A 13,034-nucleotide genomic window follows, 5' to 3' on the forward strand; every position below is an offset into this window, starting at 1 on the left:
CAGAATATGAAATTACCGCGAAGCTACTCGTTTTTATTCATTATATGTTGCCTTTTGTATACATGTCAAGTGTTGTTCGTTCTTTATTCATCATATTTTGGGCAACTGTAAGCTCTTGTCTCACTTGCGTGGACGATGTACCGCCATAGGAGTTACGGGCATCAACACAGGTTTCAATCTTGATGGCTTCCAGAATATCCGCTTCAAACAGCTCGGAAAAGGCTTTGAATTCGTCTAACGTCACATCCATCAGCCATTTGTTATGCTCAATACAATAGGCGACAGCCTTGCCGACCACTTCGTGAGCCTGGCGGAAAGGAAGTCCTTTTTTCACCAGATAATCGGCCATATCGGTGGCATTGGAGAAATCGTTGCGCAGCACCTGGCGCATCCGGTTCTCATTGACCCTCATGTCGCGCAGCATGGAAGCATAGGTGGTCAGACTGAATTTCAGCGTGTCAATGGCGTCAAACAGTCCTTCCTTATCCTCCTGCAGATCCTTATTGTAGGCCAGCGGCAGTCCCTTGGACACCGTCAGAATTCCCATCAGGTGACCAAATACCCGGCCGGTCTTGCCGCGCACCAATTCCGCCACATCGGGATTCTTCTTCTGTGGCATAATGCTCGAGCCGGTACAATGGGCATCGTCCAGTTCAATGAATGAAAACTCACTGGAAGACCAGAGAATGATTTCTTCGCTGATCCGGCTCAAATGCATCATCAAAATGGAAGCGAAAGAAAGGAACTCCATAATGTAATCCCGGTCGCTTACCGCGTCCATGCTATTTTCGTACACCTGGCTGAATTTGAGCTGCTCGGCCACATAGTGCCGGTCAATCGGGAAGGTAGTCCCGGCCAGGGCGCCGGCTCCCAGCGGCATGATATCGGTATGTTCCCACACGCCTTGCAGGCGGTTAAAGTCCCGGCCCAGCATAAAGAAGTAGGCCAGCAGGTGATGGGAGAACAATATGGGCTGGGCCCGCTGCAAATGAGTATAACCGGGCATAACCGTGTGGGGATATTTAGCGGCCACGTCCAGGATAGCCTGCTGCATATCCATGATCAGTCCGGCAATATGCCGGATTTCCTTTTTCAGGTACATATGGGTATCCAGCGCCACCTGGTCATTGCGGCTGCGGGCAGTATGCAGCTTGCCGCCTACCGCCCCGATCCGTTCGGTCAGCCGTTTTTCAATATTCATATGGATATCTTCCAGGGAAATTTCAAAGGAAAAATGTCCGGCCTCAATCTCAGCAAGAATCGCGGTAAGCCCTTCAATGATCGTGTCCGCCTCTCCGGCGCTGATAATGCCGCACTTAGCCAGCATGCGGGCATGGGCGATGCTGCCGGCAATATCTTCCCGGTACATCCGCTGATCAAAAGAAATGGAGGAGGTAAACTCCTCCACCATCACGTCGGTACTTTTGGCGAAACGTCCGCCCCAAAGCTTTGACATACTATCCATTCTCCTTCTGCATCAGCGCCCGGACTTTTAACGGCAGACCGAAGAGGTTGATGAAGCCTTCTGCGTCTTTCTGGTTGTATACTTCGTCGCGGCCGAAAGTGACAAAGCCTTCATGATATAAGGAGTACGGCGATTTGGCACCGGCACTGATGATATTGCCTTTATACAGTTTCAGCCGGACCACACCGCTGACCGTCTGCTGGGTGGTATTGACAAACGCGTCCAGCGCTTCCCGGAGCGGTGAGAACCACATGCCGTCATAAACCAGCTCGGCGTAGCGGACAGCCACTTGTTCCTTGTAATGCAGCGTAGCGCGATCCAGGGTCAAATATTCCAATTCCCGGTGGGCATAGTACAAAATCGATCCACCCGGATTTTCATATACACCGCGGGATTTCATGCCTACCAAACGGTTCTCCACTATATCGGTGATGCCGATGCCGTTGGCGGCGCCCAGGGCGTTGAGTTTTTCCAATAAAGCCACGGCGTCCATTTTTTCACCGTCAACCGCTACCGGAATACCTTTTTCAAAAGTAACTTCCACATAGGTCGGTTTATCAGGCGCTTTTTCCGGCGTTGTGGTAACCATATAAACATCGTCCTGCGGTTCGTTCCAGGGATCTTCCAGGTCGGCGCCTTCATGGCTTAAGTGCCAGATATTGCGGTCCATGCTGTAGGGTCTTTTCTTGGTGACAGGTACCGGAATGCCGTGTTTTTCAGCATAATCAATGGCGTCTTCCCGGGAACGGATGTCCCAGAGCCGCCAGGGAGCGATAATCTGCAAATGCGGAGCCAGTGCTTTTACGGTCAATTCAAAGCGTACCTGATCGTTGCCTTTGCCGGTAGCACCGTGACAGATGGCGTCAGCGCCTTCCTTCTCGGCAATTTCCACCATCGCCTTGGCAATGATCGGCCGGGCAAAGGAAGTGCCCAACAGGTATTTGCCTTCGTAAATGGCGCCTGCCTTCAGTGTCTGCCATACGTATTCTTCCACAAAAGGTTTGGTCAAATCTTCAATGTATACCTTGCTGGCGCCCGATTTAATCGCTTTTTCCCGGACCGGTGCCAGCTCGTCACCTTGTCCGACATCGGCGCACATAGCAATAACTTCACACTGATAGTTTTCTTTCAGCCACGGAATAATAACCGACGTATCCAGGCCACCTGAATAGGCCAAAACCACTTTTTTAATACTGCTCATTTTTCAAAATCCCCCTATTTACTTATGTATCCGACTATGGATTTTTCTTTATTTTTTCCCCATTAATAACGCCATAATCGCCTTCTGCACATGCAAACGATTTTCCGCTTCGTCAAATACGGCCGACTGCGGTCCTTCCAGAACTTCCTCGGTGATTTCCTCACCCCGGTGAGCCGGCAGGCAATGCAGTACAATGGCGTCCGGTTTGGCTTCCTGCATCAGACGGCTGTTCACCTGAAAACTGGCAAAGGCTTTCATTCTGGCCTGTTGCTCAGCCTCCTGTCCCATGCTGGCCCAGACATCGGTATATACCACATCGGCGTCCTTGGCCGCGAGCAGCGGGTCGGTCACCACTTCCACCTGAGTACCGTACAGGGCGGCGTCTTGCTTGGCCTGTGCGATCATGTCAGCCTGCGGCTCATAGCCAGGCGGCGTCGCTACGGCGAAATGCATGCCGACCTTGGCACAGGCGTGCATCAAGGCATGGACCATGTTGTTGCCGTCACCGATAAAGGCCATTTTGCGGCCTTTCAGCTCGCTCTTGTATTCCTGCACGGTAAAGATATCGGTCAACGCCTGGCAGGGATGCAATAAATCGGTCAACCCGTTAATAATCGGAATAGTGGCATAGCGGGCCAGTTCTTCCACCTTGTCATGGGCAAAGGTCCGGATCATAATGCCGTCAACATAGCGCGACAGGACGCGAGCCGTATCCTTGATCGGTTCCCCGCGGCCGATTTGCAGGTCTCTGTCGCTTAGAAACAAAGCCGTACCGCCAAGCTGCCACATGCCCACCTCAAAGGAAACGCGGGTCCGGGTGGACGACTTCTCAAAAATCATCCCCAGGGTTTTGCCCTTCAGCAGGTGATGCTGCTCACCGCGCCGCTGTTTTTCCTTCAAATCTTTGGCCAGCTCGAGAATCTCAAAAACCTCGGCAACCGACAAATCGTGAATCGACAATAAATCCTTATTCTTTATGCCCATGGCACATAACCCCCACTTTATCTCATTATACAAATATATCAAGTGATCTGTCTACTTTGAAGGCGTAAAAGAATTCGCGGGAATTTTTCCGCAAGGCAAAGCGAAGAAGGCACACACATCGGACATATGTAAGCCGACGCATTGCGGAAAAAGACCCGTAAAGTCATTATGATTTCAGAGTGGACAGACCACTAACAGCTTGGCAACTCTAAACCAAGGAAAGGCTGTTATCCTTCATTAGATTAGGGTTATCAAACTACTCCCTGGCAAAACGCTTTCCCGTTTTGCTCCTTATAAATCCGCGAAGGTTGCCGCTAAGAATACTTCCTTCGCAGCAACCTTCCGTCAGCTTTGTTAGAGCGTGTTGACATCAGTGTTCATAGCCATCTTCCGGCGGATGTTCCGCCATACTGCATTAAATTTCCCTGAAGACATGCCCTACTCTGCTGCCAGTACTTTATCCAATGTGGTCATAACCTCATCAATATGGCCGCGATTGATATTCAATGGCGGTACGAAACGCAGTACGTCGCCAGCGGTGCAATTGATGATGGCGCCTTGGGCCAGGCATTTATTGACGATGTCCCGGCCCGGACAGGTCAGCTTGGCGCCCAGGATCAAGCCCTTGCCACGCACTTCGGTAATCAGCGCCGGATACTTTTCTTTCAATTTAACAAGCTCACCCAACAGGTATTCACCCATGGCAACGGTATTCGCCAACAATTGTTCCTCCTCAATGCAGTCCAGTACGGCGTTGGCCGCGGCGCAGGCCAGCGGATTGCCGCCGAAGGTGCTGCCGTGGTCACCGGCCGCAAAGGCAGCCGCCACTTTTTCGGTGGTCATAAAAGCGCCGATTGGCACGCCGCCGCCCAAGCCCTTGGCCACCGTGGCAATGTCGGGCTTTACGCCAAAAGCCTGATAGGCGAACAAACTGCCCGTCCGGCCCATACCGGTCTGAATTTCATCAAAGATAAGCAGGGCACCGGTTTGGTCGCAAAGCTCCCGGACAGTTTCCAGATAGCCCGGTTCGGGCATATTGACACCGCCCTCGCCCTGAATGGGTTCCAGCATGACGGCACAGGTCTTTGCCGCCAACATGAGCGCTTTCAGTTCGTCCAGATTGTTATAGTGGACATACCGGAAGCCGCCCGGCAGCGGTTCATAGCCTTCATGGTATTTGGGCTGACCGGTGGCGGTCAGCGCCGCCAGCGTCCGGCCGTGAAAGGAATCATAGGCCGTAATAATTTCGACCTTGTCAGGACTGATGGTCTTGGCGTATTTACGGGCCAGTTTAATGGCCCCCTCATTGGCTTCCGCGCCGCTGTTGCCAAAAAACACCCGGTCCATGCCGCTTTGCTCCGCCAGCTTTTGAGCCAGCGTCGCCTGCTGCTCGGTATAGTACAGGTTGGAGCAATGAATCAGCCGCCCGGCCTGTTTGGCGATGGCCGCCACCAGCTTGGGATGGGCATGCCCTAAAATATTGACGGCGATACCGCCCAAAAAGTCAATATACTTCTTGCCACTATTATCGTACACATACGGCCCTTCACCATGGGACAACACTATTGGATAACGGGCAAACACTTTCATATAGTGCTGCTCATCAGTTTTCATGATCGTCTGTTGATCCATTTCCGATATTCCCTCCTTTGGGAACCACTGATTTATTCACACCGCGCATCCTGGCGGTTCCCCTGTCTAACCGTTTGCCAATTGTCTTTACCGATTCTTTACAATCTCCGTGCCGATCCCGGCGGAAGTGAATATTTCCAGCAGCAGCGAGTGGGGCTGCCGGCCGTCAATAATATGCGCCTTCACCGCACCGCCCGACAAGGCCCGGATGCAAGCCTCAACCTTTGGAATCATGCCACCGTCAATGATGCCGTCCTGAATCATGCCCTGGGCGTCTTCAAAGGTCAGCGTGGAAATAAAGGTGCTCTTATCGTGATAATCACGGTAAATACCTTCCACATCGGTCAACAGCATCAGTTTTTCCGCCTCCAGTGCGCCGGCGATTTCCCCGGCCACATAGTCAGCGTTGATGTTATAGGTGGCGTTGTCAATGCCCCGGCCGATCGGTGCAATGACCGGAATATAATCCTGGTCAAGCAGCGTATGGAGCAGCCCGGCATTGATCTTGACTACATCGCCGACAAAACCGATGTCGGCTTTTTTTACCTCGCCGTTCTCATATATTTCTGCCAAATGTTTTTCGGCGATCACCAAATCGGCATCTTTGCCGCTAAGACCAACGGCCCTGGCTCCCTGCTGGTTTAAGAGGCAGACAATTTCACTGTTGATTTTTCCCGCCAGCACCATTTCAGCCACTTCCACCGTTTCCGCATCGGTTACACGAAGGCCGCTGACAAAGGACGACTGCTTGCCGAGCTGTTTCAAAAAGCCGGTAATCTCCGGACCGCCGCCATGGACGACCACCGGGCGCATACCGACGCATTTCATCAGAATAATATCTTTAATAACCTGCTGTTTTAGCTCGCCGTTAATCATGGCGTTGCCGCCGTATTTAATAACTACCGTTTTGCCGGCAAACTGCTGCATATAAGGCAGCGTTTCGATTAGTACCGCCGCCGTTCTTTCCGGTGAATGAATCATTGCATCAACACTCCTTTATAGGAAAAACCAGCCCAGACAGATGCCCAAGGCTCTGCCAGAGCCGGTTATACATCAGGTATGGTATTCTCCGTTGATTTTCACATATTCATAGGAGAAGTCGCAAGTCCAGACGGTAGCCTTGGCCGGACCGACGTTCAGGTCTACCTGGACCACAATATCGTGATCCGCCATCACTGTCCGCAATGCCTGTTCGTCATACTGGGCACCCAGGCCTTTTTCCACAATGGTAATTCCGCCGATAGCCAGCGAGGTTTTTTCCGGTACTACCGTCGCTTCCGAATAGCCTACGGCGCAAAGAATCCGTCCCCAATTAGGGTCCTGGCCAAAGAAGGCCGTTTTGACCAGCGGCGATTTGGCTATTGCCATGGCCGCCTTTTTGGCATCGTCGAAGGAAGCGGCACCGCAAACATTAACTTCCAGGAATTTGGTAGCCCCTTCGCCGTCACGGGCCACCAGTTTGGCCAGCGTGGTGCAGAGCGTGGTGAGAGCGCTTTTAAAAGCTTGATAGTCGTCGCCTGTCGTATCGTTTATCACCGGATTTCCCGCCAGACCGTTAGCCATAACACCGACCATATCATTGGTACTGGTATCACCGTCTACCGTCACCATGTTGAACGATACCCCGACCGCCTCGGTCAGTGCCTGCTTCAATGCCGGTGCACTAATGGCGGCATCGGTGGTAACAAAACCCAGCATGGTGGCCATATTGGGATGAATCATGCCGGAGCCTTTGGCAATACCGGCGATACGAACGGTCTTACCGCCCAGTTCGAACTCATAGGCGCAAATTTTCAAAAACGTATCGGTGGTCAGAATGGCCTGAGCCGCCTGTTGATGTCCTTCGACCGACATGGCCTTGACGGCAGAGTGAATCCCGGCCGTTACTTTGTCCATCGGCATGGTCACGCCGATGATACCGGTGGAAGCCACCAGCACTTCTTCCGGTGTAACGTTAAGAGCCTCCGCGGTAATATTAGCCATAGCCACAGCATCGGTCATGCCCTGCTCGCCGGTGCAGGCATTGGCGCAACCCGAATTAACGATAAACGCTGAAGCTTTGCCGCCGGCCACATGCTTGCGTGACACCACAACAGGCGCCGCCGCCATGATATTGGTAGTGAATACGGCTGCCGCTGCCGCCGGTTGAGTGCTGTATATAATGGCTACGTCTTCTTTGCCACTTTTTTTAATGCCTGCTTTAATCCCCGCCGCTTTAAACCCTTGCGGGGCCGTAATGCCTCCAGTTATTTCTTTCAACATATGTGTATGCCTCCTCATGCTGGACGGCGGTCCGTCCGCTACTATAATGGGCTTCTTACTTATCAGGGATAAAGCGGTGCCTGCTCCAGACCGGTACGTTCCTCCAGACCGAACATGACATTCAGATTCTGTACGGCCTGACCAGCGGCACCTTTCACCAGATTGTCAATGGCTGATACTACGATCACCCGGTTGGTCCGGCTGTCGATATGCCAGCCCAGATCGCAGAAGTTGGAACCGCGCGTCTGTTTGGTTGACGGATATCCGCCCCGTCCCAACAGTCGGATAAAGTACTCCTTTTGGTACAGGCTCTGGAATGCCTCGTCGACCTGGCTTGCCGTCACGCCGGCTTTCAGGCTGGCATAACAGGTGCTGAGGATGCCTCTGGCCATCGGCACCAAATGGGGCGTAAAGCTTAGGATTACCGTTTCACCGGCCAGGAGGCTGAGCGCCTGCTCAATTTCCGGGGTATGGCGGTGGCCGGCGATATTATAGGCTTTCAAGTTTTCAAACACTTCCGTAAAGTGACTGCCCAGTGACAGGCTGCGGCCGGCACCGGAGACGCCTGACTTGGCATCGACAATGATCGTATGTAGTTCAATCAGCTGGCAGCTAACCAGGGGCGCCAGAGCCAAAATGCTGGCCGTGGTATAGCAGCCCGGATTGCCAACAATGGTGGCTTCCTTAACGGCGTCGCGATTCAGTTCGGTGAGTCCGTATACGGCATTGGCCTCTGGATGCGTATGGGGTACCTTATACCACTGTTCATAAACGCCCACGTCACGGAAGCGATAGTCGGCACCCAGATCAATGATCTTAACGCCTTGCGCTGACAGCCGTTTGCCGGCTTCCATGGCATGGCCATGCGGCAGGGCAATAAAAGCAACGTCGCTGTCGGCCAGCTTATCCAGGTCCTTCATACTTTCCAATGTTTTATCATAAAACCCTGTTATATGGGGATATATCGACTCAATGGCGGTGCCGGTCTGACTTTCCGAGGTGATATGAACAATCTCGGCCTGAGGATGGTTGGCTAAAATACGCAACAGTTCTTCTCCTGTATAGCCGGTGGCACCAATAATGCTGACTTTCATACTTTCCCCTCCTTCATATTAATAATTATACATCTATTTGAATAAAGATGCAACAGGCTTATGTATTTTGTATTTTATTATTTTGTCATACCTGCATCTAATCCTAATCTTATCACACCGGCCTGTCCGCAGGGAAGCCGCAACCATTGTATTTTCAGCTTTGTTTGAGGGATAAACCGAGGTTTAACCGGGAGTCTTTGAGTACACACTATAACAGAGAAAAAAATCTGCCGGCAAACCAGGCAGGACTCACACCGATTTATATAGTATAATTATATATACAGAGCGTGTTAACAAAGGAGGATGATATTATTGGTAAAACAACAACCAGCCTCACCATTTGTCCGTTACGGTAAAAAGTATTTCATGCTGCTCCTCGGCTCTATCTTTGCCGCTATCGGCCTGGAAGAATTTCTGATTCCCAATCAGATCATTGACGGTGGCATTGTTGGCATCTCGATTATGGCCAGCCACCTAAGCGGTTTTTCGATGAGTATCTTTCTCATCTTGCTGAATCTGCCTTTTTTTTACCTCGGTTATATGCAAATCGGTAAGACCTTTGCCTTGTCCACTTTATTTTCTGTTCTTTCGCTGGCGTTTTGGACTTCCATACTGCACCCGGTACCGCAACTGACCACCGACCTGTTTTTAGCGGCGGTCTTCGGCGGCATCATTGTCGGCGTCGGGGTCGGACTGATTATCCGCTATGGCGGTTCGCTGGACGGGACCGAAATTATCGCCATTATCATGGATAAAAAAACCGGCTTTTCCGTAGGCGAAATCATTATGTTCTTTAACCTGTTTATTTTAGGCAGCGCCGGATTGGTTTATACCTGGGACAAAGCCATGTATTCCCTGGTGGCTTACTTTGTCGCTTTCAAAGTGATCGACATTACGATTGAAGGTTTAGATGAGTCTAAAGGAGTTATCATCGTATCTGAGAATCCGGAGGAAATTTCCTCTGCTCTAATGGCCCGTCTCGGCCGTGGCGTAACGGTGCTCCACGGGGAAGGAGGCTATACCGGTGCGCCCAAGAAGATTCTCTATTCGGTTATGACTCGTTTAGAAATTGCTAAATTAAAAGGAATTGTCCAGGAAAAAGACGAGGAAGCCTTTGTCACCATCACCGATGTCCATGATGTAATGGGCGGCCGGGTGAAAAAGAAAGCCATTCACTAGGTAAGCACTGATTAAATGAACCTGTTGGCCTGGCGAGAGATTTTTTCGTCTGGTAAGGAAGTAAAACCGCAGGAATAGCGGCCCCTATTTCAAGGTTTTGCTGACGCAGCCAGGCGGAAAAAGCTCCGTCAGGACGCGCAGTGTGAATTAATCAGTGGTTACCTGGAGCGTGTTTTCAAACTAACGGAATGATCCATAGCGCAAAAAGCGCCTTCAGCGAGTGTTTCGGATAGTTTGAAAACACGCCCTAACCCCCGAGCGGTATACCCTTATAACAAAAAGAACCTGCTTATCCGCGCACTTCCGGTCAGCAGGTCCTTTTCTTTTATATGATTAATTCATTTTGTCCAATGGCTGGATTAATACCGTTCCGTAGCCGACACCGAAAGGCCCTTCATAGGCCAGGACATCGGCCTTCATGTCCAGGCCGCCAACCACGCCCATCAAAAACGCTAAAGGCGGCAGCGCGCATTCCCCGGCTTCCGCCACCAGTTCCTTGTCCATTGTCAAAACAGCCTTACTGTTTAAGCTGGCCACTGCCGCCAACACCTGTTTGTCAAACTCGGCTCCCTGCGGGCTGTACCCTTGGGGCGACTTGTCCGACAGACGATGGGACAGCTCACCGGACGCGATGACCGCCACCTTTTTGCCCACGGCCTTAATAGCCGCCTGTACCGCTTTTCCAAAGGTATACATTTCCTCATAGGGCAGCCCGCCGGCCGACAAATGGACAAGCTGCCCCTTGAAACCGCCCTTGTGCAGATAGTAGAGAGGAATCAGCGAGCCATAGTCAAGGGCCAGGGAAAGCTGGTGTGTTTTGGCCTGATCGTCGGTTAGCTCCATGACGTTCACACCCAGCCTTGCGGCTTTTTTTAGGATGTGTCTTGTCAAAAGACCGTCGGTTTCAAAAGCCAGCATAACCTCCGCCGCCCCAAAGTCAGCCAGATTGCCCTTGAGGCGCGGGTGAATGCTGACACAGATCGTATCTTCCAGAGCCGGTCCGTGGGGGCTTAAAATGACCACCGTCTGTGTGTTATTTTCCTTTATCCGCTGCGCCACCCGTTCGGCTGCCTTAACAGTAGCCGCCAGATTCTGTATGTCTTCTCTGCCGATTTCCGGTATCATAACCGGTGGATGGGGCATCAATGCACAGGCCACTAAATTATTCATTAGAATCGCTTCCTCCCGAATATCACCCAGTGTAGTAACAAGCTCATATCTCAATCAAATTACTTGTCTGAATTTCCATTTGCTTCGTTGTCGTCAATCGGTGTAGGAGCCACTACGCTTCATTCCTCCGCCTTGCAGATGAAAATTCGTCCTGCGTCCTTTGACTAACATATGAACCTGCCACTACACAGTTCATGTTTATTGTCCCGCATTCTGACTGAAATGATACGCCAAGGCTTTAACAATATGTTCGGCCAGTTGGTCCTGATAAACGGGATCGGCTAACAGGGTCGCTTCTTTTTTATTGGTCAGATAACCGGTTTCCACCAGCACGCCAGGTACCTTAATCGCGTTGAGAATAAGAATGTGCATATCCTGCTTAGCCTGGCGACGGTTGCCGGGAGGAAAATTCTTTAACGCCTGCTGCATGGTCTCGGCAATTTGCTTATTGACTTCGAATTTAGGACTGTAAAACACCTGGGCTCCGGACTGCTCAGGCCCTTTGATCGCATTGCAATGGATACTGACAAACAGCTCCGGCTTCGCCTTTTCAATTAGCTCGATCCGGGTCAGAAGATCATTCCGTTTACCGCCCTTGCCACGGGTGTAGTAGTCAATATCCTCCTGCCGGCTCATAAACACAGTAGCCCCGTTTTTCTCCAGCAAGGCTGTCACCTTCCCGGCAATGGCCAGAGTGACTTCCTTTTCGACCACGCCATAACCGCTGGCGCCGGTATCAATGCCGCCATGCCCCGGATCTATGGCGATCTGCCTTCCCCGCAAACTTTCCAGGCTGACATTTTCCAGCGAATCGGCCGCTAAAAAACGGATAGCCAAATAATTAAGCACCAGCACAGCCGCACCAAACAACAAAAGCGGCTGCCAGTTTTTCCGCTTTAAGGACAAAATCCACATGCTCACCCTCCATCCCCAATAACCAGCCAGTTCTCCCTATCATCATACTCACCGGGGCGTCGGGCTATGCGTAGTTTAGCCACATATGGCCAAAAAGGGATAAGTAGAGTAAAATAATAGCAGAAACCTATCAGTACCTTGTCAATCCTAAAACTGTAAGAATAATGGCGAGGCTATTTTTCGCGAGACAAGGCGGAGGAAGGAGGCATACCGTTAGTATGCCGGCTGACGACAACGAAGGCTTGCGGAAAATAGACCGTCATTATTCACAGGATTAGGGTTGATAAGGTACTAGCTTAAGTAGGAGGATATATGCGCAAAGGTCGATTTTTCCTGTTTCTTCTGATTCTGTTCCTAGCCTCCTTCTGGTGGGCCGGCGGCGCCAACGTGGTTTCCGTCCTGCCGCCAACGAAAGGATTGGTCTCCGAACAAGTATCACAGCAGGTATCACAAATGAAGGATGCCGCCATAACAGCCGATGCACCGGGACTATGGCGCAGACTATACCGGCTGGCGGCATTGAAAAGCGCCGTCCGCGATAAACTGGACACAACGAATTATGTCCCGCTCAATCAGATTCCCCTTACTATGCAACAAGCCATCATTGCCGTGGAAGACAACCGGTTTTACCAGCATGTAGGGCTTGATGTGGAGGGAATCCTGCGGGCCATGCTGGTCAATATGCAGGCCGGTGCCATTGCTGAAGGGGGCAGTACCATCACCCAGCAATTGGTGAAGAATCTTTTTCTTTCCCATGAACAGACTATGGGCCGCAAGCTGGAAGAAGCACTCCTGTCATTAGATATGGAGCTTCGCTACTCAAAAGATGAAATTTTGGAAATGTATCTGAACACCATCTATTTCGGTTCAGGCAATTACGGTCTCGGTCAGGCCAGCCAGGAATATTTCGGTAAAAAGCCGGCTGAACTGAATCTGGCCGAATGCAGCATGCTGGCCGGGTTGCCCAATGCTCCCTCGCTGAATTCGCCATACGTCAATTTTGCGGCAGCCAAAAGAAGACAGGCCATTGTCTTAGGCGCCATGGTCAAACACAATTACCTCGGGCCGGATACAGCCCAGGAAGCCAAACTGCAACCCATTGTCCTGGCAAAATAGAAAAACAATGCCGGTA

At 51.3% G+C, this 13,034-nt stretch carries 11 protein-coding genes; 2 read left to right on the forward strand and 9 right to left on the reverse strand.

Features of this window, described 5'->3' with window-relative positions:
- Positions 1 to 40: 40 nt before the first annotated feature.
- The 7 genes from argH to argC all read right to left on the reverse strand — a co-directional run bounded on the left by argH (position 41) and on the right by argC (position 8,638).
- The gene (argH, locus tag BMW43_RS12610; RefSeq protein ID WP_091748000.1) at positions 41 to 1,456 is read right to left on the reverse strand and encodes an argininosuccinate lyase; all 1,416 of its coding nucleotides are present in this window, start codon (positions 1,454 to 1,456) and stop codon (positions 41 to 43) included.
- 1 nt (position 1,457) lies between these two features.
- A complete protein-coding gene (locus BMW43_RS12615) occupies positions 1,458 to 2,666 on the reverse strand; it encodes an argininosuccinate synthase (RefSeq protein WP_091748003.1) in 1,209 nt (402 codons plus the stop codon).
- A gap of 48 nt (positions 2,667 to 2,714) precedes the next feature.
- Positions 2,715 to 3,650: an ornithine carbamoyltransferase gene (gene argF / locus BMW43_RS12620; RefSeq protein WP_091748006.1), complete on the reverse strand. Its 936-nt coding sequence runs from the start codon at positions 3,648 to 3,650 to the stop codon at positions 2,715 to 2,717.
- 438 nt (positions 3,651 to 4,088) lie between these two features.
- The gene (locus BMW43_RS12625; protein ID WP_091748009.1) at positions 4,089 to 5,282 is read right to left on the reverse strand and encodes an acetylornithine transaminase; all 1,194 of its coding nucleotides are present in this window, start codon (positions 5,280 to 5,282) and stop codon (positions 4,089 to 4,091) included.
- Between the two features lie 87 nt (positions 5,283 to 5,369).
- The gene (gene argB, locus BMW43_RS12630) at positions 5,370 to 6,263 is read right to left on the reverse strand and encodes an acetylglutamate kinase (protein ID WP_091748012.1); all 894 of its coding nucleotides are present in this window, start codon (positions 6,261 to 6,263) and stop codon (positions 5,370 to 5,372) included.
- A 72-nt stretch (positions 6,264 to 6,335) separates the two neighbouring features.
- Complete coding sequence (argJ, locus tag BMW43_RS12635; RefSeq protein ID WP_091748014.1) at positions 6,336 to 7,544, reverse strand: bifunctional glutamate N-acetyltransferase/amino-acid acetyltransferase ArgJ; 1,209 nt, start codon at positions 7,542 to 7,544, stop codon at positions 6,336 to 6,338.
- Positions 7,545 to 7,606: 62 nt separating this feature from the next.
- Positions 7,607 to 8,638: an N-acetyl-gamma-glutamyl-phosphate reductase gene (gene argC, locus BMW43_RS12640; protein WP_091748016.1), complete on the reverse strand. Its 1,032-nt coding sequence runs from the start codon at positions 8,636 to 8,638 to the stop codon at positions 7,607 to 7,609.
- 366 nt (positions 8,639 to 9,004) lie between these two features.
- Between argC and BMW43_RS12645 the strand changes: the two genes are divergently transcribed.
- On the forward strand, positions 9,005 to 9,817 hold the full coding sequence (locus BMW43_RS12645) for a YitT family protein (protein ID WP_394349565.1): 813 nt from the start codon (positions 9,005 to 9,007) through the stop codon (positions 9,815 to 9,817).
- Positions 9,818 to 10,150: 333 nt separating this feature from the next.
- Here the strand turns inward: BMW43_RS12645 and BMW43_RS12650 are convergent, their stop codons facing one another.
- Together BMW43_RS12650 and BMW43_RS12655 are read right to left on the reverse strand one after the other, a co-directional pair.
- On the reverse strand, positions 10,151 to 10,987 hold the full coding sequence (locus BMW43_RS12650; RefSeq protein ID WP_091748021.1) for a class III extradiol dioxygenase subunit B-like domain-containing protein: 837 nt from the start codon (positions 10,985 to 10,987) through the stop codon (positions 10,151 to 10,153).
- Between the two features lie 198 nt (positions 10,988 to 11,185).
- Positions 11,186 to 11,902 (reverse strand): N-acetylmuramoyl-L-alanine amidase, encoded by a 717-nt coding sequence (locus BMW43_RS12655; RefSeq protein WP_245732431.1) that lies wholly within the window; start codon positions 11,900 to 11,902, stop codon positions 11,186 to 11,188.
- Positions 11,903 to 12,214: 312 nt separating this feature from the next.
- Between BMW43_RS12655 and BMW43_RS12660 the strand changes: the two genes are divergently transcribed.
- On the forward strand, positions 12,215 to 13,018 hold the full coding sequence (locus tag BMW43_RS12660) for a transglycosylase domain-containing protein (protein WP_091748026.1): 804 nt from the start codon (positions 12,215 to 12,217) through the stop codon (positions 13,016 to 13,018).
- Positions 13,019 to 13,034: the final 16 nt, after the last annotated feature.

Origin of the sequence: Propionispora vibrioides (assembly GCF_900110485.1) — a bacterium.
Lineage (GTDB): Bacteria > Bacillota > Negativicutes > Propionisporales > Propionisporaceae > Propionispora > Propionispora vibrioides.